The organism is Pseudomonas sp. B26(2017) (assembly GCF_002113045.1).
GTDB lineage: Bacteria > Pseudomonadota > Gammaproteobacteria > Pseudomonadales > Pseudomonadaceae > Aquipseudomonas.
The window spans coordinates 31,008-55,914 of record NZ_NEJJ01000010.1 but is presented as its reverse complement, the minus strand read 5'-3'; the positions used below and the strand labels follow the sequence as shown (position 1 = coordinate 55,914).

Annotated in this window: 25 protein-coding genes; 11 read left to right on the top strand and 14 right to left on the bottom strand. The window is 61.9% G+C overall.

Annotated elements, in window-relative coordinates; all coding sequences use genetic code 11:
- The first annotated feature begins 28 nt into the window (after nucleotides 1–28).
- The 4 genes from CAF79_RS16170 to CAF79_RS16155 all read left to right on the top strand — a co-directional run bounded on the left by CAF79_RS16170 (nucleotide 29) and on the right by CAF79_RS16155 (nucleotide 3,469).
- A complete protein-coding gene (locus tag CAF79_RS16170) occupies nucleotides 29–718 on the top strand; it encodes a GNAT family N-acetyltransferase (RefSeq protein ID WP_085698906.1) in 690 nt (229 codons plus the stop codon).
- Nucleotides 719–722: 4 nt separating this feature from the next.
- Complete coding sequence (locus tag CAF79_RS16165) at nucleotides 723–1,898, top strand: GNAT family N-acetyltransferase (RefSeq protein WP_085698610.1); 1,176 nt, start codon at nucleotides 723–725, stop codon at nucleotides 1,896–1,898.
- Nucleotides 1,870–2,658: a ChbG/HpnK family deacetylase gene (locus CAF79_RS16160; RefSeq protein ID WP_085698609.1), complete on the top strand. Its 789-nt coding sequence runs from the start codon at nucleotides 1,870–1,872 to the stop codon at nucleotides 2,656–2,658. Before CAF79_RS16165 ends, CAF79_RS16160 begins: the two co-directional genes overlap by 29 nt.
- Nucleotides 2,659–2,776: 118 nt before the next feature.
- Nucleotides 2,777–3,469, top strand: coding sequence for a GNAT family N-acetyltransferase (locus CAF79_RS16155; protein ID WP_085698904.1), 693 nt, complete (start codon nucleotides 2,777–2,779; stop codon nucleotides 3,467–3,469).
- A 163-nt stretch (nucleotides 3,470–3,632) separates the two neighbouring features.
- Here CAF79_RS16155 and CAF79_RS16150 read toward each other — a convergent pair whose 3' ends face one another.
- Nucleotides 3,633–4,439, bottom strand: a complete 807-nt coding sequence (locus CAF79_RS16150; RefSeq protein ID WP_085698608.1) for a class I SAM-dependent methyltransferase — start codon at nucleotides 4,437–4,439, stop codon at nucleotides 3,633–3,635.
- 163 nt (nucleotides 4,440–4,602) lie between these two features.
- Between CAF79_RS16150 and CAF79_RS16145 the strand changes: the two genes are divergently transcribed.
- On the top strand, nucleotides 4,603–4,971 hold the full coding sequence (locus tag CAF79_RS16145; RefSeq protein ID WP_085698607.1) for a hypothetical protein: 369 nt from the start codon (nucleotides 4,603–4,605) through the stop codon (nucleotides 4,969–4,971).
- On the opposite strand, the gene CAF79_RS16140 is transcribed toward CAF79_RS16145, so the two are convergent.
- The 5 genes from CAF79_RS16140 to CAF79_RS16120 all read right to left on the bottom strand — a co-directional run bounded on the left by CAF79_RS16140 (nucleotide 4,962) and on the right by CAF79_RS16120 (nucleotide 13,462).
- Nucleotides 4,962–6,392 (bottom strand): sigma-54 dependent transcriptional regulator, encoded by a 1,431-nt coding sequence (locus CAF79_RS16140; protein ID WP_085698606.1) that lies wholly within the window; start codon nucleotides 6,390–6,392, stop codon nucleotides 4,962–4,964. The two genes, CAF79_RS16145 and CAF79_RS16140, sit on opposite strands and share 10 nt — an antisense overlap.
- Nucleotides 6,361–7,854 carry an ATP-binding protein gene (locus CAF79_RS16135; RefSeq protein WP_085698605.1) on the bottom strand — a complete coding sequence of 498 codons (1,494 nt, stop codon included), beginning with the start codon at nucleotides 7,852–7,854 and terminating at the stop codon, nucleotides 6,361–6,363. Before CAF79_RS16135 ends, CAF79_RS16140 begins: the two co-directional genes overlap by 32 nt.
- A gap of 104 nt (nucleotides 7,855–7,958) precedes the next feature.
- Nucleotides 7,959–9,029, bottom strand: a complete 1,071-nt coding sequence (locus tag CAF79_RS16130; RefSeq protein WP_371917929.1) for an SCO family protein — start codon at nucleotides 9,027–9,029, stop codon at nucleotides 7,959–7,961.
- Nucleotides 9,030–9,046: 17 nt separating this feature from the next.
- On the bottom strand, nucleotides 9,047–11,854 hold the full coding sequence (locus tag CAF79_RS16125; protein ID WP_085698603.1) for a multicopper oxidase domain-containing protein: 2,808 nt from the start codon (nucleotides 11,852–11,854) through the stop codon (nucleotides 9,047–9,049).
- A 159-nt stretch (nucleotides 11,855–12,013) separates the two neighbouring features.
- Nucleotides 12,014–13,462: a sensor histidine kinase gene (locus CAF79_RS16120; protein WP_085698602.1), complete on the bottom strand. Its 1,449-nt coding sequence runs from the start codon at nucleotides 13,460–13,462 to the stop codon at nucleotides 12,014–12,016.
- Nucleotides 13,463–13,749: 287 nt separating this feature from the next.
- On the opposite strand from CAF79_RS16120, the gene CAF79_RS16115 reads away from it, so the two are divergent.
- The 6 genes from CAF79_RS16115 (at nucleotide 13,750) to CAF79_RS16090 (ending at nucleotide 20,154) form a co-directional block, all read left to right on the top strand.
- Entirely contained in the window at nucleotides 13,750–15,096 is a 1,347-nt protein-coding gene (locus tag CAF79_RS16115) for a hypothetical protein (protein WP_085698601.1), read from the top strand.
- Nucleotides 15,097–15,131: 35 nt separating this feature from the next.
- Nucleotides 15,132–17,366 (top strand): Ig-like domain-containing protein, encoded by a 2,235-nt coding sequence (locus CAF79_RS16110; RefSeq protein ID WP_085698600.1) that lies wholly within the window; start codon nucleotides 15,132–15,134, stop codon nucleotides 17,364–17,366.
- A 93-nt stretch (nucleotides 17,367–17,459) separates the two neighbouring features.
- Nucleotides 17,460–17,924: a curlin gene (locus CAF79_RS16105; RefSeq protein WP_064595177.1), complete on the top strand. Its 465-nt coding sequence runs from the start codon at nucleotides 17,460–17,462 to the stop codon at nucleotides 17,922–17,924.
- A 26-nt stretch (nucleotides 17,925–17,950) separates the two neighbouring features.
- A complete protein-coding gene (locus CAF79_RS16100; protein ID WP_085698599.1) occupies nucleotides 17,951–19,402 on the top strand; it encodes a curlin in 1,452 nt (483 codons plus the stop codon).
- Between the two features lie 271 nt (nucleotides 19,403–19,673).
- Nucleotides 19,674–19,880, top strand: coding sequence for a hypothetical protein (locus tag CAF79_RS16095; protein WP_039767856.1), 207 nt, complete (start codon nucleotides 19,674–19,676; stop codon nucleotides 19,878–19,880).
- Nucleotides 19,870–20,154, top strand: a complete 285-nt coding sequence (locus CAF79_RS16090) for a type II toxin-antitoxin system RelE/ParE family toxin (protein WP_080770598.1) — start codon at nucleotides 19,870–19,872, stop codon at nucleotides 20,152–20,154. The genes CAF79_RS16095 and CAF79_RS16090 overlap by 11 nt, the downstream gene beginning before the upstream one ends.
- A gap of 140 nt (nucleotides 20,155–20,294) precedes the next feature.
- Here the strand turns inward: CAF79_RS16090 and CAF79_RS16085 are convergent, their stop codons facing one another.
- From CAF79_RS16085 to CAF79_RS16050, 8 genes are all read right to left on the bottom strand, one after another.
- Complete coding sequence (locus CAF79_RS16085) at nucleotides 20,295–20,486, bottom strand: antitoxin (protein ID WP_085698598.1); 192 nt, start codon at nucleotides 20,484–20,486, stop codon at nucleotides 20,295–20,297.
- 73 nt (nucleotides 20,487–20,559) lie between these two features.
- The gene (locus CAF79_RS16080) at nucleotides 20,560–20,934 is read right to left on the bottom strand and encodes a DUF6124 family protein (RefSeq protein WP_085698597.1); all 375 of its coding nucleotides are present in this window, start codon (nucleotides 20,932–20,934) and stop codon (nucleotides 20,560–20,562) included.
- A gap of 884 nt (nucleotides 20,935–21,818) precedes the next feature.
- Nucleotides 21,819–22,679, bottom strand: a complete 861-nt coding sequence (locus CAF79_RS16075) for a CsgG/HfaB family protein (protein ID WP_085698596.1) — start codon at nucleotides 22,677–22,679, stop codon at nucleotides 21,819–21,821.
- Nucleotides 22,680–22,708: 29 nt separating this feature from the next.
- Nucleotides 22,709–23,140 (bottom strand): curli assembly protein CsgF, encoded by a 432-nt coding sequence (locus tag CAF79_RS16070; protein ID WP_007956141.1) that lies wholly within the window; start codon nucleotides 23,138–23,140, stop codon nucleotides 22,709–22,711.
- The gene (csgE, locus tag CAF79_RS16065; RefSeq protein ID WP_085698595.1) at nucleotides 23,137–23,529 is read right to left on the bottom strand and encodes a curli production assembly/transport protein CsgE; all 393 of its coding nucleotides are present in this window, start codon (nucleotides 23,527–23,529) and stop codon (nucleotides 23,137–23,139) included. The genes CAF79_RS16070 and csgE overlap by 4 nt, the downstream gene beginning before the upstream one ends.
- Nucleotides 23,526–24,077 (bottom strand): type II secretion system protein, encoded by a 552-nt coding sequence (locus CAF79_RS16060; protein ID WP_085698594.1) that lies wholly within the window; start codon nucleotides 24,075–24,077, stop codon nucleotides 23,526–23,528. Before CAF79_RS16060 ends, csgE begins: the two co-directional genes overlap by 4 nt.
- Entirely contained in the window at nucleotides 24,052–24,426 is a 375-nt protein-coding gene (locus tag CAF79_RS16055) for a type II secretion system protein (RefSeq protein ID WP_011333435.1), read from the bottom strand. Before CAF79_RS16055 ends, CAF79_RS16060 begins: the two co-directional genes overlap by 26 nt.
- A 5-nt stretch (nucleotides 24,427–24,431) precedes the next feature.
- Nucleotides 24,432–24,905, bottom strand: a complete 474-nt coding sequence (locus tag CAF79_RS16050) for a type II secretion system protein (RefSeq protein ID WP_085698593.1) — start codon at nucleotides 24,903–24,905, stop codon at nucleotides 24,432–24,434.
- Between the last annotated feature and the right edge of the window lie 2 nt (nucleotides 24,906–24,907).

Genomic DNA, 24,907 nt, shown 5'->3' with positions numbered 1-24,907 from the left:
CGATGACTCGCCATCAGGAGCAACGACCATGAATGTTCTGCAAAAAGTCAGCGATCACATCAAACGCAAAGGCCTGCGGGCCACCATGGCCAAGGTGTGGAAGCACTACGTCTTTTCTCATCAGGAACTGCTGTGGATGGAGCGCGATCTGGTCAGTCCGGTGCCGCCCCACAGCCTCAAACCCTACCCGCCGCTGCGGGTGGTGAAAATCACCCCGGACAACGTCAGCGCCTTCGCCCGCCACTTCGGCGACCGCGTCGGCACCATGGCTGAACTGGCCCGGGAACATCACACCGGGCACATGCATCTGGACGATCAGGGCCATGCGGTGGCCTTCATCTGGGGCACCGCCCGGGACTATTTCGACCGCCACTATTACGGCTGCCTGTTCCCGGTGAAACCCGGTGAATTCTTCGAGTTCGGCGGCGAACTGGCCCGCTCGTATTGGGGCACCGAACTGTCGGTGGACCTGCAACTGCAACTGTGGAAAGCCATGGCCGCCCAGGGCTGCGACAAGGTTGTGGACGTCTGCGAGTTCCACAACATTCCGGCGCTCAAGCTGCACCTGCGCATGGGCTATACCGAACAGGGCCGGATCATGAATGTGTATGAGTTGTTCGGTCGCTGGCGCTTCTATCGCGAAACCCGCTACAGCGGATCGCGTCTGGACGCGCTGCGCAAACCTTCCCGTCCACCTGTCACAGCAACGGCGACCTGAGCCTATGGCGCGATTCGAATGGCGCACCTCGTTGTGCGCACCTGACTTCCCGACGGCGGCTCATGAAGCGCTGCGCCTGCGGGTGACGGATCACACGCCGTTCAACAGCCTCGACTGGCTGCGTGCGGCAGAGCAGGCGCTCGACGCGCACGAGCGGCTGCATGTATTGCTGGGCTGGGAAGCGGACGAATTGCGCTTTTGCCTGCCGCTGGTGGCGAGCCATGAACGGTTTTTCGGTTTGCCGTTTCGGGTGGTGCACCACCTGGGTTATCCGCTGGCCGATCGCCTGGCGTTGTTATCACGGCTGAATGCCGAAGACATGCGCCAGGCCTTGCGGCTGATTCGCCAGCGAGTGCCCCACGCCCTGTTGCAACTCAACGAAATCGCCGAGCCGGTCGGCGCCGAAAGCCTGCTCACCGAATGGATGGCCCACAGCTCCACCGGCGAACGTCGCTTGAGCTGCCGGGTGCCGGTGCACCTGATCAGCGACGCCGATCGCCAGGAAGTCTCGGGCGACCCGCGCTATAAGCTGCGCCGGGCGCGCAAACGGATTGCCGCGTGCGGCGCCGAAGTCCGGCGGATCATTCCTGACGCGACCAGCATGGGCCCGTTGCTGCAGGCCATCAGTGAAGTCGAAGCGGTCAGTTGGAAAGGCGACGAAGGCGTCGGAATCTTTGCCAGCGAGCGCAGCCGCCGCTGCATGGAAAACGCCTTCACCGCCCTCGCCGCTTCGGATCGGGTCCGCGTGGTGATGCTGGAGTTGGACGGACGTTGCATCAGCTATCGGCTCGGCCTGTTCGAACAGGGCCGGCTCTACGACTACAACCTCGCCTTCCTGCCGCAATACGCCGATCTGGGCAGCGGCCGGGTGTTGCTGGAGGAATGGATACGCTGGGGGCTGGACGACAATTGGCGCTGGATCGATGCCTCGCGGGTCAGCCTGGAAAACTCCAGCCATCAACTGCACGAACGCATGACCGGGCAACTGGAACACTGGCGCTGGAGCTTCTATTCGTGGCGCCCGAGCGGTCTGTTGCTCGGGCTGGGGCTGCGCGTCTGGCACCGGCTCAAGCCTGCGTTGCAACAATGGCGGGCGAAGCGTGCGGCGGCCATTGCGACAGCTGTGATCAACCCGACCAAGGAGGGCGAACATGCCTCGCCAAGTCATAGTCAACGCTGACGATTTCGGCCTGAGCCCGAACGAAAACGCGGTGATTCTCGGTGCGTTCCAGGCCGGGGTCATCAGTTCCGCCACCGCCATGGCCAACATGCCGGCGTTCGAAGCGGCCTGCGCCTTGGCCCGGCTGCCGCTGCTGGAAGGCCGGATCGGCCTGCACTTCAATCTGACCTACGGCCGACCCTTGAGCCGGGCGATTCTCGAACGTCGCACTTTCTGCGACAGCCACGGCGTGTTCGACCTCAACCTGCCTCGCCACAGCCTGTGGCTGAGCCGGGAAGATCGCGAGGCGGTGCAGGAAGAATTGCAGGCGCAGTGGCAGCGCTGCGTCGATCACGGGGTGCGTCCCAGCCACCTCGATTCACATCAGCACGTGCACAACATCTGGCCGATCGGCGAGATCGTCGCGCGCTTCGCCGCCCATCAAGGGGTGCCGGTGCGCCTGGCGCGCAACCTGGGGCAAAACCTCAGCCTGCCCAAACGCGTGTTCAAGGGTTTGCTCAACCGTCGGTTGCAAGGTCTGGCCGGGGTTACGGCGGATTACGTCTGCACACCGGTGGACCTGCGCAACGCGCTCGCGCCGACCGACGGTGTGCTGGAAATAGTCGCCCATCCAAACCAGCTCGGGGCGGACTTCGGTGATGCCTATCTGCAACCCGGAGAGTCTCTGAGCCTTGTGCTAGAGCAGCGGCTGGCGGGCGTTCCACGGGTTTCCTATGCCGACTTGAACAGGGATTTCCTACGCGGTGCCGCGGCACTCTGAACGGTTACATAACTTGCAATAAATTCAAAGCTGGCGCTTTGACATGAACTGGCAAGGCTTGATCTATACCCACAAAAGCGACATCCACAACACCCGGGCTTCGGCCACGGAGGGCATCATGAGCGTCATTCAAAAGCTGCGCGAACGTATCAAGCAAAAAGGCCTGAGCCGCACCTTCGGCACGTTGTGGAAACGCTACGTGTTCTTCCATTGGGAACTGTTGTGGATGGAGCGCGACCTGGTCAGTCCGGTACCGCCGCACAAGCTGCGCCCCTACGACGGCCTGCGCAAAGTCGACATCACCGCCGAGAATGCCGGCGCGTTCGCCAAACACTTCGGTGACCGCGTGCAGACCATGGCCGAACTGGCCAACGAGGGCCACACCGGGCACATGTACCTGGACGCCGACGGCCATGCGGTGGCGTTCATCTGGGGCAGCATTCGCGACTACCACGACCGCCACTATTACGGCTGCACCTTCCCGGTCAAACCCGGCGAGTTCTTCGAATTCGGCGGCGAAATGACCCGCGCCTACTTCGGCAGCAGCCTGTCAGTGGACGTCCAGGTCGCCCTCTGGGAGGCCATGGCCGCTCAGGGCTGCCACAAAGTGGTGGATGTCTGCGAAACCCACAACATCCCGGCGCTGAAACTGCACATCCGCATGGGCTACCACGAACAGGGCCGCGTCACCCACGTCTATTGCCTGTTCGGCAAATGGCGGTTCTTCCGCGAAACCCGCTACGCCGGCTCACGCCTGGACCCGCTGCGCAAACCGGGACGGCCGGTGGTGACGGCGGCTGCGCAGGCTTGATCCAGTTTTGAGATTTGCGGCGTTCTCTCTATCGCTTTCGCGAGCAAGCTCGCTCCCACAGTAATTCTCGGTGAACTACATATTTGTGTACGCCGCAAACACTGTGGGAGCGAGCTTGCTCGCGAAGGGGCTCGTAAGCTCAACACACCGGTTCGCCAGAACTTCAGCTTTTAATGACTACCAACGTAAAACACATCGGCATCTGCGCCTCGCGGTTCTGGTACTGGTCATACACGTCTTCCCGGTTCGAGTGCGGGTATTCCTTGAAGTGCGTGATGTTCAGGCCGGCCTCGATGGCGGCGGTGAAGATTGCGCCGAGGCTGTGCACGAACCAGTAGGACTTCGCCGCCGGCTGTTCGACCTTGCCGACGTAGACGATCGGTTTTTCCAGCACGAAAGGTTCTTGGCGGAAATACGAGGTGGCGAGGCGAAACGGGTCTTCGGCCTCGGGGTCGACCATTTCCAGGAATGGGTGGGTTTCGTAGATCACCAGCCGTCCGCCCGGCTTGAGGGTCGAGGCGACGTGGCGGAAGAATTCGCCGATGTCGGGCATCCAGCCAAAGACGCCGATGGTGATCAGCGCGACGTCGAAACGGGCGCGCAGCGCTTCAGGCAAATGATGAATATCGGCTTCGATGAATTCGGCATTGTGCGGCGAACGCTTGTTCAGTTCGCGGGCCTGTTCGAGAAACGCGCTCGACTGATCGATACCGACCACGTTCCGCGCGCCGAGGGCGAACAGTGACAGGCTCTCGCGGCCGTTGTTGCAACACAGCTGAACGACGTCTTTGCCATCGACACCGACCTGCTCGAGCAAGCCGCGAAGGGTGTCGTCGAGGCAGGAAAAGTCAGCCTGCGTGACTTCGGTCAGCAAGGCCTGCCAGTCGGGCGAATCCTGATGATGACGGGCGGAATCATTCCACGCCTGACGATTGCTCTCGACGGCATTTTTATTGTTTGGCACTTCCATGGCGCACTCCGGGCGATGCTCACAATCGAGCGGCCCGAGTCTAGTTCAGCCTCGCGCTACAGGTTGTTGCGAACTTGTAAGCCGACAACACTTGCACCAACGCCTGCATCACGGACAGCTATAGTTAATGGCCTTGGGGAAATCCGCTTCCACAGGTGCTGCCATGGGAATGTTCAGTCGATTGCTGCTGTCCGTTTGTCTACTCGCCGCCACTCAGGCTCAGGCGCTGGACAGCAACTTCAATTACTACGGGTCCGACCAGCCTTTCGCCCACCCCGCTCCGCCGTCGTTGTCCGCTCAGCCACCCCGGCCGTTCGATGACACGCCGCCGCAGGATTTCATCGTCATCCCGGATCGCCACGTGTTCCATGACTCGCAACTGCCCACAGTGGCCGATGCGACGGTGCGGGTGTTCATCCGCACCTACGATGCCGAGCGCGGCATTTACGTCAACGACGAAGTGCTGGACCCGACGTGCGTGCTCGAATGCCTGAGCCCGCCGAATCCACGCAGCAACGCCGTTTACCACTGACGCTTGTCCGGACGGGCCAGGCCGAGTTTTTCGATGCGGTAGCGCAGCATGTCGCGGCTCAGGCCCAGCAGGCGCGCCGATTTGGTGACGTTCCAGTCGGTCTTGTCGAGCATCTTGCGCACCATGTCGCGTTCGACTTCCGGCAGGTTCATCGACTCGGTGTTGCTCGCCGGACGTGGTTCGAAATGCTGCACTTCGTGCTGATGCTGCGGTGGCAGGTCATCGCACAGACTCATGCAGACATTCAGTTGATGCGCGGCGATGGTGTCGTTCGGCGCCAGCAACACGGTCTGTTCGAGCATGTTGCGCAACTCGCGCACATTGCCCGGCCAGGTGTAACTGAGCAGCAGTTGCTCGGCCTGATCGCTGAAGTGCAGGTTCGGTTTGCCGTAGCGCTTGCCGTGGCTGGCGAGGAAGTGCCGGGCCAGCAGCAGGATGTCTTCGCCACGGGCATACAGACGCGGCACCTTGATCGAGATGATCCGCAAACGGAAAAACAGATCACGGCGAAACTTGCCCTGCTGGACCATCTGCTCAAGGTTGCAATTGGTGGCGCTGATCACCCGCAGGTTGACCTTGCGCTCCTTCACCGAGCCGACCCGGCGGATGGTCCGATCCTCGAGCAGTTTGAGCAGCTTGGCCTGCAACAGCAGGTCCATTTCGCCGATCTCATCAAGGAACAAGGTGCCGCCGTCCGCCGCTTCCACCAGTCCGACCCGGCGATCCTTGGCGTCGGTGAATGCGCCTTTCTCGTGGCCGAACAGTTCTGATTCCACCAGGTTGGACGGAATCGACGCGCAGTTGAATTCAACGAACGGGCCTTTGCTGCGCGGACCGTCGAAGTGCAGCGCGCGGGCCACCAGTTCCTTGCCGGTTCCGGTTTCGCCTTCCACCAATACCGGCGGCAGGTCGGTGTTGGCCATGCGCCGCTCGGCGTCGAGCAACTGGCCGATGGTGTTTTTCAGGTACTGCATCGGCGACGACTCGCCGATCAGCGCCTGCACGCCGGATTTCTGCGCTTCGCGCTCCTGGTAGAACGACAGCGTGCGCTCCATCCGTTCGGTGGCCAGGGCCTTGTCCAGCAGCAGTTTGAGTTCCGGCAGCGCGACCGGTTTGGTGACGTAATGAAAGGCGCCCTCCTTCATGGCGACCACCGCGTCTTCGACGTTGCCGTAACCGGTCATCATGATCACTTTCAGTTCCGGCGCGCTGATGCGCAGCTTCTGGATCAGATCGTGACCGCTCATGCCCGGCAGCGAGTTGTCGGTCAGGACGATGTCCGGCATGAAGCTTTCCAGCTGCGTCAGCGCGTCCTCGGCCGAGTGGCAGACCGTCACCTCGAAGTCTTTGCGCTCCAGGTAGGTCTGAATATTCTCGGCCAGCAGTTCGTCATCCTCGACCAGCAGAATGCTGTGTTCCATATTCCCCTCCCGATGCCACTCTAAAGTTGAGACTGACGCGGGTTCCTTCCTGCTCCCGGCTGGTCAGCACGACCGAACCCTGAAACCGCTCCATGATTCTTTTGACCAGCGCCAGGCCGACCCCGAGGCCGCCCTGTTTGGTGGTGAAAAACGGTTTGAACACCAGTTGTTGCTGCTGCGCGCTCATGCCTCTGCCGGTGTCGCTCAGGGTCATGCGCACATGACCGGTGTGCGGTGTTTCAATCTCGACACTCAGTACGCCCCCCTTGGGCATCGCTTCCAGGGCGTTGGCAAACAGGCTATTGAGAATTTGCGTCAGCAGCACCTTTTGGCTGATGACCGGCGGGCAATCTTGTGGCGTGAATCGCACTTCGACGCCATTGCGCCGGATCAACGCGTCAAACGCCCCCAGGGTGTCCTCGACCGCCGCCAGCAGTTCCACCGCCTCGCCGTCGTCACTCATCGGACGCAACGACACCAACAGCTCGCGCACCCAGCGCGACATGCGGTCGACCTGGCTGATGATGTCGCCGATATTGCGCTGCGCACCGGGGCTGGCGACTTCCTGGGCCAGTTCGGCGCTGGAGCGAATGGTCGCCAGCGGATTGCGCAAACTGTGGGCCACCGCCGAGGACATCTCGCCCAGGGCGACAAAGGTTTCGTTACTGATCAGTTGCCGTTGCTGGCTCTGCAGCAGGGTCGAGGCGCGCCGCACGATCCAGAACAGCCCCAGGTAAATCACCGCGCCGCCGAGGAGGGTCGCGGCCCAGATCGAAGCGAACCCTCGATCGATGCGGTCCACCAGATCCGCCGGTTCCTTGTAGATTTCCACCATGGCGACCACTTTGCTTTTGTCGGCGTTGAACATCGGAATGTAGTTTTCGATGAACAGGTATTTCGGTTCCCGCGACAGCCGCTGCTCGGGTTTTTCATCGTCGATCTTGTGATAGCTGGAAGACACCGGGACTTTCATCTCGAACGACTCATCCAGTTCGTCGTCGTCTTCAAACTTGACGTTGATCAGCTCGGGGTTGGTCGACCAGATGACCGTGCGGTCCAGGGCATACACCGTGGCCAGCAACACGTCGGGCAAGTGTTCGACATGATCGAGAAACTCCGCGCGGGCCGCGGCATGGGCCAATTGATCGACGTCGGGGTAATTCTGATCCTGGCGCGGGTCGAGCATTTCGCCCATGGTCCGTTGCGGCGTGATGTTGGCGTGGCGCATTTCCGCATCGCCGATGGCCTGCACGAACTGCGCGGTGAGCAGTGCATCGCGCTCCACGCTTTCGGTAACCACGAAGCGCGTGGAGATATAACCCAGCCCCAGCGCCACGGCCGCGATGATGAAAAAACTGGCCAGCGAGAACCAGCGCAGCAGGTTGAACTGTCTGCCCCAACTCTTGATGGCTGCCAACGCCACGTTCGGCGCTGCTGTTTTTTGTTCTTCCAGTCGCTGCATGGGAATGCCCTGGCGTTTTTGTGTCGAGCCCGTTACAGCCGCCTTCTCGAATGAGTGTAGGTGGCAATGACCGTGGCATACGGTTCAATGATGCTATTTAGCCGCTACTGCATACGACTCACCGCTTCGCTGGCAGAGCCCGGTTTTACTGGCGTCAACGCCCCGTCGGCCAAGGGTTGCACGGACGGATGCTGACGCTCGGTTTCGGCACTCAGAAAGTCGATGATCGACTGCGCCGAAGCCTCGTCCAGACGCAGATTCGGCATCGGGATGCGCTCGTATTGCTCGAACAGTTGCAGTGCGATCGGGTCTTTCTCCTCCAGCACGCGATCCGGTTCGCGGATCCAGCGATTGAGCCAGGCCGGGTCACGCTGGCGGGTCACGCCGATCAGGTCCGGGCCGATGTTGCGCATGCCGATGCCCTCGCCGTCCTGCGGGCCGAGGCTGTGACACGAAGCGCAACGGGTGCGGAACAGTTCTTCGCCATTGCTCGGCGGACGGATCTGCGGGGCGTCGGCATAGCTTTCTTCAGTGCTGGCCTGTTTCCAGTTCTGCAAGGTATTGGCGAGCTGATCGGCGAGGATCCACGGGTTCTCGAACGGCGAGGCTTTCATCCAGCGCCCGGTGCTCTGGTTGCCGACAATCAGGCTCAGGTTGTGATCCTTGGTGCGGCCGTTGTCGACGCCTTCGATGAACAGCCCGAGCTTCTTGCGCAGCTCAGTGACGTCTTCGAATTCACCCGTGAGGAATTTCCAGCCAGGAGCGACCTTGAAGCGTTGCGAATAAGCCTTGAGCACTTGGGGGGTGTCGCTCAGCGGATCGATGGTGATCGAGTAGAAGAAAATGTCTTTGCCGACCCGGTCCCCCAGCAGCTTCTGCACCTGGCGCAGGCGCGCGGTTTCCAGCGGGCAGGAGTCGCTGCACGAGGTGAAGATGAAGTTGATCACCACCACTTTGTCTTTGATCAGGTCATCGAAAAAACGCACCTGCCGACCGTCCTGATCGGTCAGCAGGGTGTTGGGGAAATAGTCGCCACCCCACGGGGTGGCGGATTCACTGGCGCCGTCGGGCTGCGCCTGATGGGCGATGAGCACCTGACTGCCAAGCAGGCAGGTGACCAGCACCAGAATCAGGTGCATGCCCAGGGCGCGGGAGCGCGGCGTTGGCTGGGTCATGTCGGCTCCCTCCCTGCTCATGGTTTCACGGTCACTTGCGGGCCGAAGCCGTCGCCGGTGCGGAAGGTCGGCAGCGCGGCGGAGTTGACGTAGCGCACGCCATCCCAGCTCGGCAGCGGTGTAGGCATCAACTGCAGTTGCCCGGGTTTTTCCAGGTCCCAGCGCAGCAGCATCGAGTTGTCCTCATGCTGGGTGTTGTGACAGTGCTCCATGTAGGTCCCGGCAAACTCGCGGAAGTTGATCGCCATCTCGACGTTATCCAGCCCGTCGGCTTCCGAACCGATCCGGTAGACGTCCTTGCGGGCCCATTTTTCCCACTCAGGCGGAGCCTTGCCGCCACGGCTGAGGATGATGCCTTCCTCAAAGTGCACGTGCACCGGATGGCTCCAGCCCTTGCCGCCGGCCTTGATACTCCACACCTCCAGGGTGCCGATACCGCTGACCCCGGCGTCGGTCGGGCCGCTGGCCAGTTTGGTCGAGGCATTCAACCGGCGCGGGTCCATGTGAAAGCCGAAACCGCCATCGGTCTTGATCGTCCACGGCGCTTCGTCGGTGCCGTCGGCGCGACCGAAGATGAAGGTCCGGTGCAGTGCCCTGGCGAGCAAGGCCTTGTCGGCAGCGTTGTCGCGGTGGATCTTCAGCGGAATCATTACCATGCCTTCGGCCTTGCCCGGTTTGGCCGGCTCGTAGGCCGCCGGGTCCATGGCCAGGTCCTGACCGGTGTAGGCCTTGACGTTGAGTTGCAGGACCTTGCCCACCACCGGGTCACCCCTGTCCCACTGCGGCCCCTTGCTGGTCTGCTTGATCACCGGCAGGTATTTCTCCGAGAGCACGTCGGCCAGCGGGATCACTTCTTTCGGGCCTTTGCCGTCGTCCTGGGCTTGCAGGTTGACGAAGAACAGCTTGTCACCCGGCTTGATGCCGTTTTTCGCGAAGTTGACGATGATGTCGAACCGCTCGGCGATGCCCTGGGTCGGCAGAATCGCATTGTGGTTCTGTTTGTCGCCGTCGGCATCAAGGTCCATCGAACCGTCGAACGGCACGCTGTGTTCCATGATGTTGCCGTCGTTGGCGATCATGTGGAACGGCACACGGCTGTACGACACACCGGCGTTTTTCGGCCCCGGGAATTCGCCGCCGTTGCCTTTGACTTCACGCACCAGCGCGAACTTGAAGTAGCGCGATACCGAACCGTTGAGGATGCGGAAGCGATAGCTGCGCGCCCTCACATCGAGGGTCGGTTTCCATTGCCAGTTGACCAGCACCTGGTCGCCGATGAAGCCATCGGTGTTGAACGGGTTGAACCACAACTGACCTTGCTGATCCCAGGCCTTGTCGGCGAACACCAGGTTGACGTCGTAGTCGCGGTTGCCCCACGGCAACGCGCTACCGCTGGGGAAACGCAGGTTGACGCCGTCGTTCACCGATTCATTGCCGCGATCCAGGGCGCTGTAGTAGTTCATCATCGCCGCGTTGCCCTTGTAGACGTTCTGCGCGGTGAAATCGAGCATGTGGTCGTGGAACCAGTGGGTGCTCATGGTTTCGCGCCAGTCGCCACGAATCTTGATGGTGCCGTGGTCGCAGGTCTTTTTCGCAGGCTGCACATCGTTGACCCACAGGGTTTCCCCCGGCGCGCACGGGAATGCCGCGCGTGGGTCTTCAGCCTTGGTGTTGATGCTGTCGTAACCGGCGAGCTGGATCGGCCAGCGATAGTCGTAGTACTGGCCGGGAAAGAAGAACGCGTTGGCATAACCATCGCTTTCTGCCGGCGCGTGGCCGTTATGCTCGTGGGTGGTGATGGTGTGCAGACCGAAACCGCGGTTGGCGGAAGGGTCGATCGGCAAGCCGTTGTAGTGACGCATCAGCACCGGTTGGCCGTAGCGCACCATCAACAGTTTCGGTGGCAGCGTGCCGTCAAAGGTCCACACCGAATTATGGTCCTGCACCGGCATCGCCGGGTGGAAGCGCGCATCGACACCCTTGGCCGTGCCATCGGTCGCAGGCACACCCGCGACGTTATGGTACAGACCACCGGGGCCGAACTCGCCAACCGCATAACCGTGCATTTGCCGACTGTCACGCAGGCCGCCGTTCAGCCGCGCACCGGTCTGCACGGTCTTGTAGGCGACTTGCGGGTAGAACTCGTTCCAGCGCTGGTGGGCCCAGCCTTTTCCCGGTGGCCGGCCTTCGGCAGAAGAGCCGATATGACGGTTGAGGAACAGTTCGATCTGCGCCTGCCACGGGTTGCGGTCAACCACGTTGGCAAACTGGCTCGGGAATGGCGTGAGCCCCGGCTGACGCAAAAACGCGTCCAGCGCGGTGCCGGGAGGCGCACTGCGGGCGATGTTGTTCGGGTCCTGCGCCGGTGCCGGGCCGATGGCCGCTGGCGGGAAACTCAAGGGCGCTGCCGGTGTGGTGGGGTCGAGTTTTTCCGGGCCGAATTCTTCGAACAGCACCAGTTGCTGAGTGAACGGCTGGGCACCGTACAGCGGGCTCGGCTTGCCGTTGGTGGGGTAATTGAAACTGGTCTGGACGGCGGGCGGCAGGATGTTTTCCGTGCGCGTCGTGTTGCGCGTGCCTTTGACCCCGTCGGGCAGATCGAAGGAGTCTTCGTTGGCCTCGGGCATCGTCAGGATGGCGTTGAGTGCCGCCGGTTCATCGGCCGGCTCGTCGTAGTACGCCGACGGGTCGGACGCTTCCGGCTGGTTTTCGTCGTCGATCGGACTCGCTCGAACCCCGGACATATTGCCGAGGGTCAACATCAGAACGACGCTCAGTGGCGTCAACAGGAATAGCTTTTTGGGGTCACGCGTTGTTCTGTCCATCACCAACCGCCTCATCTAAGGAAGGGGTGATGATGTTTTGCAATTACCTCGCCAAAAAATCTTTTCCAGTTGTAACAGTGGCTTGCGCGCGCTGTTGCATTCCCCACTCCCCGGTGACCGGGGCCTGACACCCACTGCTGGGGGAAAGTTCACCCCAACTTACTGAATGAGCTGAAACGCCAGACGAACGGTGGTGCCTTCGCCTTCGCGGCTGTCCAGACTCACACCGCCGCCGAAGCGCTCCATGATCCGTTTGACCAGCACCAGCCCAACGCCAAGGCCGCCCTGTTTGGTGGTGAAGAACGGCCGGAACGCCATGCTGCGCTGTTCTTCGTTCATGCCTTTGCCGGTGTCGCTGAGCATGACGATCACGCCACGGCTGTCGCCCGGTTCGAGGGTGATAGTCAGCGTGCCGCCCTTGTCCATCGCTTCCAGCGCGTTCGCCAGCAGGCTGTTGAGGATCTGTGCGAGCTGCACCGGCTGACTCAGCACCATCGGCGTCTGCTGGGGATGAAACACCACGTGCACGCCGGCCTTGGCGATCTGCTGCTCGAACGCCATCAGGCTGTCGTGCAGCGCCGCCACCAGGTTCACCGGTTCCGGGTCGTCATTGAGCGGTCGCAACGATTGCAGCAGCTCGCGCACCCACTTCGACATGCGATCGACCTGGCCGATGATGTCCTTGATGTTTTTCTGCGCAGGTCCCGCATCGAACTCCAGCGCCAGCTCGGCACTGGAACGGATGGTCGCCAGCGGGTTGCGCAGGCTGTGAGCCACCGCCGAAGACATCTCACCCAGGGCGACAAAGGTTTCGTTGGCGATCAGTTGTTTTTGCTGGGCTGCCAGCAGGATTGCCGCCCGGCGCACGATCCAGTACAGCCCCAGATAAATCAGTCCGCCGCCCAGCGCGGTGGCCAGCCAGATCAGCGCCAACCCGCGCTCCATGCGGGCGATCAGGTCTTTGGGCTCTTTATAGATCTCGACCATCGCCGTGACGTTCTTGCCCTCGGCGTCGAACAGCGGGATGTAGTTTTCGATGAAGATGTATTCCGGCGGCACCACGAATTTCTGCTCTTCACGGGCCTTGTCTACATCGTGATAGCTGGCCGACACCGGAATCCTTTGATCGAACGCCCGGTCGAGGTCTTCGTCGGCATGAATGCGGGTGTTGACCAGTGCGGGATTGGTCGACCAGATCACGGTTCGATCCGGCGCATAAACGTTGGCAAGGATCACATCCGGCAAATGTTCGATGTGATCAAGAAATTCGCCCCGCGCGCTGGCCCTGGCTTGCGGGTTCACATCGGGAAAGTCGTTGTCCTGACGAGGGTCAAGCAGCTCCCCCATGGTGCGGATATTGGGGATCGAGACGTGGCGCACTTCGGCCGAGGCGATGGCCTGAATGAACTGCGCGGTCAGCAAGGCATCGCGCTGCACGCTTTCCTCGATCACGAACCGTGTCGACACCGCCCCCAGCGCTACGGCCACAGTGCCGATCACCGCCATGCTGATCAGTGAAAACCAGCGCAACAGGTTGAACGACTGTTTGGGCGAGCTCAGCCGCTGGCTGCCCTGCTCGACCGGTAGCGATGTTGACTGCATGTTCATGGCGGCGACTTCCCGATACGTCCCTATAGGGTTATAGCCCACGGTTGGGTGTTTGCCCGGATGCGGGTCCCCACAAGCCCCCGGATAACCAGCGCCCTCCCCACAATCCCCAATGCTGGGGAAAGTCGCCCTGTCCGGGCGGGCGTCCCTGTCCCCCACGGCAAGCCGCGAACCCTTGCGCCACGGGCCTTTGCCGCCAGCTGGCGCGTCGTTGGTATGGAAGTTGTAAAGCCCTCTGCAACTGACCCATCCCCAAGGGGCAGGTACTTTGATAGAGGGATTAACTCATGCACCCTTTACTGTCCAAAACCGCGACCGTCCTGGTCGTAAGCGCCTTGGCCCAGGGCATTGCCCAGGCCGCTCTGTTCGCCGTCGACCCGGGTCCCTACACACCGGCCAATGGCGGTTTCGCCAGCTGGTATCAGGACACCCACGGTCGCACCCTGGATCTGTGCCTGTCCAAAGCGCTCAGCTCCCGCGTGCCAAGCACACCGGGCGCCCCGTCGTACATGTGCTCGCTGTTGCCGACCCCCGGCGTGTTCGATGACACGCAACCGCTCGTATTCCCCACCAACTTCCCCGATGAAGCATTCTGGTTCACCGGCGATACTTCCATCGTCGATGCGGCACGCGGCATCGACCTGACTTACGTCAGCGCCGTCGAGGCCGCGTTCGGGGGCGGCGACCCTGCGGAAGGCGACCAGATCAGCTTCGCGCGGATCCGCATCCGGGTCGACGTGCCCACCGCCGGCACCTACGTCATCACCCACCCCTACGGCGTCGATGTGTTCACCGTCGACACCCCCGGTCGCCGCGCGATCAACATGACTCGCGACATCGGCATCGGCACCCCGCAAACCTACGACGGCGCGCTCAAGGGTGACATCGGTCCATTCCTGCGCAGCGTCAACGGGCCTTACACCGAGACCAACCCATTGACCGGTGCGGCCGAGCAGTTTGTCGGCGACCCGAACCTCAACGAAGCGGTGACCGGCAGCCCGTTCAACACCAACTACGTGCGGATCGAAGGCCCGGGGGGCATTGACCTGCGCACCACGACCTTCGCCGTGTCCGGCAAGTTGTCGACGGTGGTGCGGCCAACCCCGCTGATTGCGCAGCGCAGCACCTACTCGCGCAAACCCGGCGACAGTGCGCCGGTGGCCCAGCAGGACGTGTTTGTCCAGGCGCCGCCAGCGCCCGGTACCGCCGCCATCACCAGCAGCACACCCGTGGTGAACATGACAGAAGCCGACAGCACCGGCAGCTGGTACGCGCAATCGGCGGTCAACCCGGCCTTGCCGACCGTGCTGCAAGTGACCGCCGACAACCACCTGGCGATCGCCACCAGTTCACCGACCACCCTGCCCATGACCCTGACCGACCTGGTGGTGATCCAGCGCGCTGAGTACAGCCTCAGTTCCGGGCAATTGACTGTGGAGGCTTCGACCAGTGACGAAACTTCGCCACCGGTACTCACCGCGACCTCCGGCACCGGCGCCACCATCGGTGCGCTGGGCGGTGATGGCGCGGTGAAAACCCTGTCCACCGGGATCACACCGATTCCACCGGCCAGGGTTCGGGTGACGTCGTCCAACGGCGGCAGCGATACCGAAGAAGTGGTCATCGTGCAATGAACGCTCACATGCCCAGATCCGCATCAGGAGGCATCATGAACAAGTGGCCACGTTTCGCGCTCAACGCGCTCGGGCTGACAATCTCGCTGACCGGCAGTGCGTTCGCGCAACTGGCCGCCGTCGATCCCGGCCCCTACACCTTCGCCACCGGGAAATTCCCGATGTGGTACCAGGACAACAATCAACTGTCGATGGAGCTCTGCCAGTCCCGCGCCGCCAGTTCGCGGGTGCCGGTCAGCACCCCGCCGGCGTACATGTGCACCCTGCTGCCGGAACCGGGCGTGTTCGATGACACACTGCCGATGGTGTTTCCCGACAACTGGCCACCGGAAGCCTTCTGGTTCCTGGCGGAAACCAACATCCCGAACAACGGCGCCGGTTTCGGCGTGGATGCCTACGTGGCCGGTATCGAAGCGGCGTTCGCCTCGGGAAATCCGGTCGATGGCGATCAGCAAAGCTTCGCGCGGATCCGCATCCGGGTGAACGTCCCGGTGGCCGGCACCTACACCATCACCCACCCGTACGGTGTTGAAACCGTCAATGTCACCACGCCGGGCCGGCGGGCAATCAACATCACCAAGGACGTCGGTATCGGCGCCCCGGGCAACTTCAGCGGTGCGCTCAACGGGGCCATCGGCCCATTCCTGCGCAGCATCAACGGCCCGTACACCGAAGTGAACCCGGACACCGGCGGCATCGAAACCTTTGTCGGCGACCCGAACCTCACCGAAGCGGTGACCGGCAGCCCGTTCAACACCAACTTCCTGCGGATCGATGGTCCGTCGGGTGCCGGCTCGATTCAGACCAACCTGTTCACGGTCGCCGGCAAGGTCCTCGACAACCGGCAACAGACCCATGTCGCCGTCGACCGCGCCACTTATCGCCGTACTTCGGCCGGTGTGCGCGCCGAGGTGTTCGCCGAGGCCGACAGCAGCTCGACCCTGTGCTTCCGTGAAACGTTGGCGTTGCTGCCCGGCCCACCGCCGACGCCGTGCCAGACCAGCCTGCTGGGTGACAACAACGGGCTGTTCTTCGGCCAGCGTCTGGGCACCGGTACCCTGCCGTCGGTGGTGGTCGTGACCGCGACCAACCCGGCCGGCACGACCCGTCCGACCGCCGTTTCGGCCAAGCTCACCGACGTGGTGAAAATCCAGACCGCCCGCTACAGCTGGGCCAACCATAGCCTGTTGATCGAAGCCACCTCGACCGATGAAGTCGCGGTGCCGGACATGGTCGCGCAAGGTTACGGACGCCTTTCGAAATCCGGGACTTTGCAAAAAATCACCGTGGCCGACCTGACCCAGCCTCCGGCCACCGTCACGGTCAAGTCCGCCGCCGGCGGCAGCGACACCGAGCCAGTGGTGGTGGTCGGTACCGCACCGGACACCGGCGAGAACCAGGCACCGCTAGCCGTTGCAGACACCGGCAGCACCAGCTTCGGCGTGCCGATCACCCTCAGCCTGTTGACCAACGACAGCGACCCGGACAACAACGTGCCGCTGACCATTACCGCGCTGACGCAACCGGCCGCAGGCCAGGGCACCGTCGCGCTGAGCGGCACCACCTCGGTGGTCTACACCCCGCCAGCCGTGGTCAACACTCCGCTGACCACCACCTTCACCTACAAGGCCCAGGACAGCAAAGGCCTGGCCTCGGCCAACCCGGCGACCGTGACGATCTCCGTCGCGCCCAACCGGCCACCGACCGCCGTCGCCGACAGCGTTGCCACGCTGGGTGTCGCAATCCCGATCAACGTCCTGGCCAACGACACCGATCCGGAAGGCAACACACCGCTGGGCGTCGCCAGCCTGACCCAACCGCCGGCAGGACGCGGCACGGTCAGCACCGACGGTACGGTGATCACCTACACCCCACCGGCCACCGTGACCACGGCCTTCACCACGACCTTCACCTACATCGCCCGGGACAGCTTCGGCGCCCAGTCGACGCCGGCGACCGTCACGGTGCAGGTGTCGCCACGGCCAGCGGCGGAAACCTTCACGATCACCACCTCGACCGTGCAGGCCCGCTCCGGCGGACGCTTCAACTGGGACTTCGCCGGGACCTCCTCGGTGACCACCGGCAACACCATCACCGTGCAGGTCACCACCCCGAACGGGTTGGTAACGCTGGGTAGCACCACGGTACCGGTGACCGGACGCTGGCGGCTGACGCTGAACAACACGCTGGTCGTGCCGTCGGCCAACCCGACCGCCACCATCCGTTCGTCCCAGGGCACCGTTCGCACCGTATCGGTGACCACGCTCTGAGCCCGTGCCCCACCCACCCCACATCGTTCAATGCGCAGTGGGTGGGGCCCGCTCAGCCCGGATTTCGGATTCAGGAAAACACAGGACAACGCCATGAACACGCCGACCGCCGCCCTGCTTTGCCTGCTCGCCCTGTGCGTCAGTGCGGGCGTGCGCGCCGACGACCTGATGGAAAACGATGACCTGGCGCCCAACAGCGCCGATCTCGGCGAACTGCCGCCCCCCGTGGGCCAGCAAGCCCTGATCGACCAGAACGGCCAGGTCAACCTTGCCCTGCTCTCGCAGAACGGTCAGTCGCTGCTGGGCAGAATCGTGCAGTCGGGCAGCAATCAGGAGGCGTACATCCTGCAACAAGGCAGCGACCTGATGGCCTTGATCACCCAAAACGGCTCCGGCAACGCCGCGTCCATCACGCAAACCGGCAGCCACAACCGTGCGCAGATTTCGCAAAACGGCAACAACAACGACGCCAGCATCGAGCAGGCAGGCACGGGGCTGCAAAGCGCCGTGACCCAGTCGGGCAACGGCATGAGCGTTTCGGTCAAGCAATATCGCTAAGCACTGCAATCATCGGAGAGTTCATCATGTTCAAACTGACGCCCCTCACCGCCGCCATCCTGGTCATGATCAGTGCCCAGGCCATGGCCGACGACAGCATTTCCACCCAGAGCCAGCTCGGCACCGCCAACATCGCTGATGTGAAGCAGACCCAGGCCCCGTTCAGCACCGCGACCCAGACCCAACTGGGCCAGGGCAACAACGCCGCCGCCGTGCAAGACACCGCCACCAGCGTCATCACTCAGGACGCGGTCGGCGACTACAACGCCGGTTACGCCGAACAGCTGTATGAAGACAACAGCACCATCACCCAACAACAGACCGGCGCCTTCAACACCGCCCACGCCAGCCAGTCCCTCGGTTTCGGCGCCGGCAACCAGGACCTGCAACAACAGCAAGGCACCGGCAACTTCTCGTTCGTCTACCAGGACTCGCAGAACGGCAGCGAAGGCAAGACCTTCCAGTTAGGCGACAGCAACGAAGCCAACATCGAGCAACTGTACGAAGGCACCGGCAACAGCTCGGTGATTACCCAATACGGCACCGCCAACTACGGCACCGCCGAACAAGTACTGCACAACGGCGGCCAGATCGGCATCAACCAGGCCGGTGAAACCAACTACGCCTATGGCGACCAGCGCAACGGCACCGGCGGCAACATCACCATCAACCAGTTCGGCAACCTCAACGGCAGCGAAATCTGGCAAGACTCGCAACTGGCCAGCCAGGCCACCGTCAACCAGTATGGCGACAGCAACGAAACCGTGGTCGACCAGAGCTATGGCGAAAACAACACCGCCGCCGTCACCCAGGTCGGCAACACCAACGCCATCTATGCCGACCAGTTCGAGTCGGTCAACTCGACGCTGTCGCTCTATCAAGTCGGCAACGGCAACGTGCATTACACCTACCAGAACGGCGACAGCCACACCCTCAACGCCACCTCGGTGGGCAACGACAACAAGGTCTACGCCAGCAACTGGAAAGGCCCGCAACACGGCGGCCAGTTCGGCAGCAACCAGCGTGCGACGGTCAATCAGGCCGGCAACGGCAACATCGCCAGCTTCACCCAGGACGGCGTCGGCCACATCATGACCACCAACCAGACCGGGACCGGCAACAAAACCACGGTCAGCCAGGCGGACTCCTACAACGAGCTGTACTTCGATCAGAACGGCAGCGACAACATCCTCATCGCCGACCAGCGCGGCACCACCAACCTGGTTCAGGGCTCGTCGAACGGCTCGGGCAACAGCGCCGAATTCGATCAATCCGGCACCGGCAACCAGGCCTACACCGCGCAGCTGTACGGCAGCGACAACATGATCACCGTGAAACAGGCTGACACCATGAACGTGGCGTACGTGACCCAGGGCGGGACCGGGAACATTGCCAATGTGGATCAGAGCGGGATGACGCAGACCGCGAATATTCAACAGTTCGGGTCGGCTAACCAGGCGACAGTGTTGCAGCAGTAAGGGTTGGGTGTTGGAAAACCGCGACCTGTTGAGGGTCGCGGTTTTTTTTTGCGCTGACGCTTGAGTGGCGTCCTACGGAAAACATACCGTTTTCAGAAAATCGGGGACTTTTCTGACGAATTCTGGCGGTTGGCCGTCGGAAGTGCAGGCTCTAGGATTTGCCGGGACAACTTGATCCTCATGGAGCTTGGCCAACATGCAATTCATCCAGACAGCGACGACAGCGATACCGTTAGCGAATAGACTTCCAGGCACCAAACCCGGAGGTTCCATGATCGACCCGTCTTTGATCGACCCACTGTGCCCGGTTGTTTCGGATCTTGCTCCCGAGGAGCAGGCTGCGAGTTATGACCGTTGGTTTCGGGCCGAAGTACAGGCCTCTCTCGATGATCCGCGTCCGAGTATTCCCCATGAGCAAGTGATGGCGGAAATAAACGCCTTGATGGAATCAATGCGCAAAAGCGCTGATGCAGATTAAGTGGCGACCCAAGGCTCGGGTCGAACTCTCGAAAATACTGAAGTACATTGGCGAGCGAAATTTTGTAGCGGCGACAGCACTTCACAAGTCAGTCGTAAAAACTACATCTGCGCTTCCTTGGCATCCACACCTGTATCGCAAAGGTCGCTCTCCCGGCACTCGGGAGATTGTGGTAAGCCCGAACTATCTCGTCGTTTATCAAGTGGCGGACCGAATTGAGATTGTGAGCATCTTGCATGCGCGTCAGGAATACCCTCGACGCGACCCCAGTTAAGATCGCGTCCTCGTATCAACACGAAAAACCGTGCTTCCCGTGGAAGTACGGTTTTTTTGTATCTCAGTACTCAGCTAATTGAGATGAAATATGCGATTTATAGCGGCTCGAGCCTTCTTGCCGTCAGCAACGCAAAGCACTTATATCGCCTCAAGCTTTCTTCGTTTTTCCTCCATCAGGGCCGACATTTCAGCAATCACCTGCTCATTCGGAATGCTGGGTCGTGGGTCATCGATTGAAGCCTGTACTTTGGCAATCAACCAGCGGTCGTAGCTGGCGGCCTGCTCTTCGCTTTCGAAGTCCGCAACGACTTCTGAAATCAGGGGATTCATGGTGGCTCCAGTTTGAATGTGAAAAACGCGACCCATTACTGGGCCGCGTTTTTTTTATTGGGGATGTGCTGGATCAGCCCTTCAGTTCGACGTGATCCAAGGCCTGATTCACGGCCAGTTCACCCAGCATGAGGATCTGCGCGATGCCCAGGGCGGTCTTGCGGTGGGCCGGGTCGAGGGTAGCGGCGAAGTTGTTGAGCATTTCGCTGGCCGAGCCCAGGGATTCACTGGCGTTGGCGAGCAGGGATTCGGTGTTGTAGGCCGGGTTGGCGAGGTACATCGGGGCGGGTTCGTTGACGCTGCCCATGATGTGGGCGCCGGGGCAGAGGTAATGATCAAGGGCGCGTTCGGCGGCTTCGTGGAGTTTTTTGGAGTTGATGGAGGTGTATGGGGAGGTTGGGTCGGTTTCGAGAGTGGCTTCGGGTGGGTTGGGTGTTGGTTTGAACATGGTGAATCTCCGATCCTGAAATGAAGCTGGCCCATTCGGTTTCCGAACGAAGGGGTGGCAGCTGTACGCAGGCTGGAAACCCGGGGAACGGAGAACCCGGTTGACCCGAAGGTCTCCCGCGCACAGCCGCCATAACGGAGTGCACACTTTTCAAGGTGCGCAAGCATACGTTATGAAAAGCGCTTGTGCGCTCGGTTCTCATCGGGGTTTCCAATCCCGATCGCTGAATTGGCAGTGACCGAAACAGGCTAGAGCCCACGCTTCCGACGGACAACCTGAAAACCTTGTGGGAAGGATCGGCAAAACCGAAACAACTTTTAAACATTCGAGAATGGAACGCGGAGCGTCCCGGGCTGCATTCCCACGCGGAGCGTGGGAACGATCAATCGAGTGCGGACGCTCGCTACCACACAAGCCTCACGTACACCCGAAAGTGATCGGTCGGCTGTCAGGCCGCCATCGCGAGCAAGCTCGCTCCCACAGAAAAGCAGGAGCCAAACAACCCGGCTCCAGCTTTTGCTTCTCACCACTCAACACAATGAGCGTTAGCTCGAGTACCGCTTTTGACGTACCGGCCCCTTCGGCAGGCTGAGTGGAGGGATTTATCCGGGGGTGGGAGCGCAGCGACCGTTTGGCGAAGCCAAACACATCGAGAGGAGGTGCAGCGAAGCAAACCGGAGGCGATGCCCCCGGATGAATCCCGGAGCGAAGGAACCCCGAGCCCCAGCGAGGGGCCGAACGCCGGGGCCCAGACCTTTGGTTACTTTGGGGCGTTTGCCAAAGTGACCCGCCGTAAGGGCGGAACCGCCAGTGGCAACACCCGAAGAAACGGATATGTACCCAAAACGACCCAAAGAACCTGGCCGGCCCGAAGGCCGCCAAGTTCACTCAGCCTCCGGATCCACCTTGTTCTGAGTCAGGTAGCGATTCAAAACATCATCCTGCGAAGGCGTAGAAGCATCCCCCGCCACCTGCCACAACCGCCGCTCAATCCCCTGCGCCAGCAAATGCCCCACCGCCGCCTCGATCGCCGACAACACACAAAGCTGAGCCGGCTCATTGGTCGTGTACCCCGCCTCAGCCTCAAGCAACTTCTTGAACTCGATAAACTTGAACACCCCGGCACTGCGTGCCACCGAATAAATCGTCTTGCTGGTCATCACATTCGCCAACACCTGCCCGCTGCGCACATCCACCGCGCGCAAATTCACAGTCACCTGATCCACCCGATACTCCCGGGTCAGATCAATCCCCAGATACCGCGCGCCTTCCCCACCGCTGCGCACGTTGGTGTCGTAAGCGATGATCCCGCCCTCGAGCATCATGTTCGCCGCCTGCAACGGTGGCAGCTCACCCTGAATATTCACCGGCGTATTCGGCTTCTTCTGCGACGCCCGAATGATCTTGCGTTCCGTCAGCAGGTTCTGCAGCCCTTCCCGCTCAAGCACCACAAACCAGCCACTGGCCTGCATCGCGTCCATCAGCATCGACGCCGCGCCCTGGGTGACGCTGGTGGAAAACGAACTCGCCGGCGTCGGTTTGTACTGCCCGGTCTGGTCACGGAAGCCGTACACCACCGCCATCAGCCGGCCCTTGGGTCGCGGCATTTTCAGCAAGTCGTAATAAGTCGAGGCCCTGGGGGTCAGGGTCGGGGTCTCGGTGTCCTGCTCGGCCGGCATCGGCTCGCGCAGACTGCACCCTTGTAATGCTGCCAACATCAGCCCTAGCGCGATTATTTTTTTCATGTCCATCACTCCCCGGAACCGTCATCCCGTCATGGATTGAGGCCGTTCACCTGAATTTCGGAAACTTCGCCACTCGCTCGGTCGGTCACTTCAATCGTGAGTGCCCCCGAGTCATCAACGACGTTGACGATAAAAGCGTCGGTAGACAGGCTCCCCGTGTTGCCGGTGGAGATGTTGTCCAGCAGTTGCCCCAGCAACCGCGACTGCAATTGACTGGTGAAACGTTCGAGTGCCGAGGTGCCGGCCACCGTCGAGCGCTTCTTGAGATCCGGATCGTCGTGGTCGTTTTGTGCCTGGGCGTTGTTGAGCAGCCAGGTGCCGTTGAGCGGGTTGCCGCCGAACGACGGGTTGACCGGCGTGTAGACCAGTTCGGTGGCCTGGACGGCAGCGGCGCTGGCAAGCCCGATCAACAACCCCGAGATCCAGAATCCGCTGCGCCGTGAGAACGTTGTCGTGTTCATAGTTCGTCCTTCTCAAGGTCGGTGGTGTCCTGCAACAGGGCTTCCAGCTTGCGCCGGACGACCTCCAGGCGAACCGAGTCGGCGGCCTCGTAGGCCTCGTCCTTCAGTTCCACGGTGTTCGGCGGCAGGAAGCGCCGATACACCAGGCGTTGTTGATATTCGACGGTCACAAGGCTGCCCCAGCGCGCGTCGGGGCGCTCGCGCACCACCAGGTTGAAATCCATGCGGCTGGTGTCGCGCAGGCGTTCGCTGAACGAGTAGTAAAAGTCGTGGCCGATGTGCGAGATCGTGTCGTCGACGATGAAGCCCATCATTTCGTCTTCCTCGCTGGCGATGGCGCAGGCCGCCGCTAGCGAGAGGATCAACGCGCACCACCCTTTTGCGTTCATGGCTGCAACGCCTGCGGCAGGGCCGACTGGCCTTTGGCCGGCCCCCCGCTGCCGGAGCCGGCGCCATCGAGAAAGGCTTTCTCGGCCACGAACTGCCAGTCCGAATAACGCTGCATGCCCTCGAAATCCGACCACTGCGCCGGGAAGTCCGCCTGCTTCAACGGCACCTCGGTGGAGGCACTGTTGATGCCGGTGATGCGCCCGTCGAAGCCGCGTTGCAGTGCCCATTCGCCGCCACCGATCGGGTCTGGATAGAGTTGGCGGATATGGTGACGCGCCTCGGGAAAACGCTCGTCATCGAGCAGGTCCACCAGTTCTTTCGGGTACTGCGCCAGCCCCGGCGAACTGCGGTAGTAGCTGCGCAGCGCCTGGGCGTATTGGGTGCCGACCCACAGCAGTTGCTTCTCGCGATCGCGGCGCGACACGGTCGACCACAACTCGCCGGCACTGGCCAGGCCCATGCCCATGATCACGATCAGGAACAGCACGCCCAGGTAGGTGAACCCACCCTGCTCCGCGTGCTTACCACTCGGAATACTGGCTGCCATCGCGCGCCCTCCCGGTAGCTCCGCTCTTGATGTCGGCAACGCCGCCCGCCACGCCGTCCGGTGGAGCGATCAGCACCCATTGGTCATTGCGTTCGGTGATCGGGTCCAGCGGCGCGTTGCGCAGGTAACGCATCTCCACCAGTTGCTCGATGGAATCGGGATAGCGCCCGGTGTCGCCGTAGTAGTGATCCAGCGCCTCGCGCATGGCCGACAGGCTCTGGTGCAATGTGGTCTCTTTCGAGGCCTCAAGGCTGTTGAAGTAGCGCGGCAAGGCGATGGTCATCAGGGTCGCGATGATCGCCATCACCACCATCAGCTCGAGCAAGGTAAACCCCTTTTCCCGGCGCATGAGAGTCACCACTCGCGGTACGCGATGCCGTTGAGACCCTTGCCCCGGGCATGGGAGTAGACGTCGAACACGTCCTCGCCATCGCGCGGGTTCTGGGCCGAACTGTTGTAGGCCCGCAGGCCCCAACCGCCGTTGTCGTCACGCTTGGCCCGCACCAGCGGATCCCGCGGTATCCGGCGCAGAAAATAGAACTTCGCCCCCTTGGCGCTGCGCACGTCGCGCACGCCTTCGACCAGCACTTTCAGGTTCGGCGGATAGCCGCTGCTGTTCAGGGATTTCTCGATGTAGCCGGCATCGAAGGCACGCTTGTAGGCGTCGATGCCATCGCGGATCTGATACAGCGCGGTGCGCAGTTCCTGCTCCTTGCCACGCCGTACCAGGGTTTCGGTCAGCGGCGCGGCCATGCCGGCCAGCAGGCCGATCAGGGCCAGCGTCACCACGACTTCGATCAAGGTAAAACCGCGCTGGGAGGCGTTCATGA

What these genes read in the sequence shown, in the direction of transcription:
- CAF79_RS16170 (WP_085698906.1), top strand. Translation starts at nt 29, where the DNA reads ATGAATGTTCTGCAAAAAGTCAGCGATCACATCAAACGCAAAGGCCTG.
- CAF79_RS16165 (WP_085698610.1), top strand. Translation starts at nt 723, where the DNA reads ATGGCGCGATTCGAATGGCGCACCTCGTTGTGCGCACCTGACTTCCCG.
- CAF79_RS16160 (WP_085698609.1), top strand. Translation starts at nt 1,870, where the DNA reads ATGCCTCGCCAAGTCATAGTCAACGCTGACGATTTCGGCCTGAGCCCG.
- CAF79_RS16155 (WP_085698904.1), top strand. Translation starts at nt 2,777, where the DNA reads ATGAGCGTCATTCAAAAGCTGCGCGAACGTATCAAGCAAAAAGGCCTG.
- CAF79_RS16150 (WP_085698608.1), bottom strand. Translation starts at nt 4,439, where the DNA reads ATGGAAGTGCCAAACAATAAAAATGCCGTCGAGAGCAATCGTCAGGCG.
- CAF79_RS16145 (WP_085698607.1), top strand. Translation starts at nt 4,603, where the DNA reads ATGGGAATGTTCAGTCGATTGCTGCTGTCCGTTTGTCTACTCGCCGCC.
- CAF79_RS16140 (WP_085698606.1), bottom strand. Translation starts at nt 6,392, where the DNA reads ATGGAACACAGCATTCTGCTGGTCGAGGATGACGAACTGCTGGCCGAG.
- CAF79_RS16135 (WP_085698605.1), bottom strand. Translation starts at nt 7,854, where the DNA reads ATGCAGCGACTGGAAGAACAAAAAACAGCAGCGCCGAACGTGGCGTTG.
- CAF79_RS16130 (WP_371917929.1), bottom strand. Translation starts at nt 9,029, where the DNA reads ATGACCCAGCCAACGCCGCGCTCCCGCGCCCTGGGCATGCACCTGATT.
- CAF79_RS16125 (WP_085698603.1), bottom strand. Translation starts at nt 11,854, where the DNA reads ATGGACAGAACAACGCGTGACCCCAAAAAGCTATTCCTGTTGACGCCA.
- CAF79_RS16120 (WP_085698602.1), bottom strand. Translation starts at nt 13,462, where the DNA reads ATGAACATGCAGTCAACATCGCTACCGGTCGAGCAGGGCAGCCAGCGG.
- CAF79_RS16115 (WP_085698601.1), top strand. Translation starts at nt 13,750, where the DNA reads ATGCACCCTTTACTGTCCAAAACCGCGACCGTCCTGGTCGTAAGCGCC.
- CAF79_RS16110 (WP_085698600.1), top strand. Translation starts at nt 15,132, where the DNA reads ATGAACAAGTGGCCACGTTTCGCGCTCAACGCGCTCGGGCTGACAATC.
- CAF79_RS16105 (WP_064595177.1), top strand. Translation starts at nt 17,460, where the DNA reads ATGAACACGCCGACCGCCGCCCTGCTTTGCCTGCTCGCCCTGTGCGTC.
- CAF79_RS16100 (WP_085698599.1), top strand. Translation starts at nt 17,951, where the DNA reads ATGTTCAAACTGACGCCCCTCACCGCCGCCATCCTGGTCATGATCAGT.
- CAF79_RS16095 (WP_039767856.1), top strand. Translation starts at nt 19,674, where the DNA reads ATGATCGACCCGTCTTTGATCGACCCACTGTGCCCGGTTGTTTCGGAT.
- CAF79_RS16090 (WP_080770598.1), top strand. Translation starts at nt 19,870, where the DNA reads ATGCAGATTAAGTGGCGACCCAAGGCTCGGGTCGAACTCTCGAAAATA.
- CAF79_RS16085 (WP_085698598.1), bottom strand. Translation starts at nt 20,486, where the DNA reads ATGAATCCCCTGATTTCAGAAGTCGTTGCGGACTTCGAAAGCGAAGAG.
- CAF79_RS16080 (WP_085698597.1), bottom strand. Translation starts at nt 20,934, where the DNA reads ATGTTCAAACCAACACCCAACCCACCCGAAGCCACTCTCGAAACCGAC.
- CAF79_RS16075 (WP_085698596.1), bottom strand. Translation starts at nt 22,679, where the DNA reads ATGAAAAAAATAATCGCGCTAGGGCTGATGTTGGCAGCATTACAAGGG.
- CAF79_RS16070 (WP_007956141.1), bottom strand. Translation starts at nt 23,140, where the DNA reads ATGAACACGACAACGTTCTCACGGCGCAGCGGATTCTGGATCTCGGGG.
- csgE (WP_085698595.1), bottom strand. Translation starts at nt 23,529, where the DNA reads ATGAACGCAAAAGGGTGGTGCGCGTTGATCCTCTCGCTAGCGGCGGCC.
- CAF79_RS16060 (WP_085698594.1), bottom strand. Translation starts at nt 24,077, where the DNA reads ATGGCAGCCAGTATTCCGAGTGGTAAGCACGCGGAGCAGGGTGGGTTC.
- CAF79_RS16055 (WP_011333435.1), bottom strand. Translation starts at nt 24,426, where the DNA reads ATGCGCCGGGAAAAGGGGTTTACCTTGCTCGAGCTGATGGTGGTGATG.
- CAF79_RS16050 (WP_085698593.1), bottom strand. Translation starts at nt 24,905, where the DNA reads ATGAACGCCTCCCAGCGCGGTTTTACCTTGATCGAAGTCGTGGTGACG.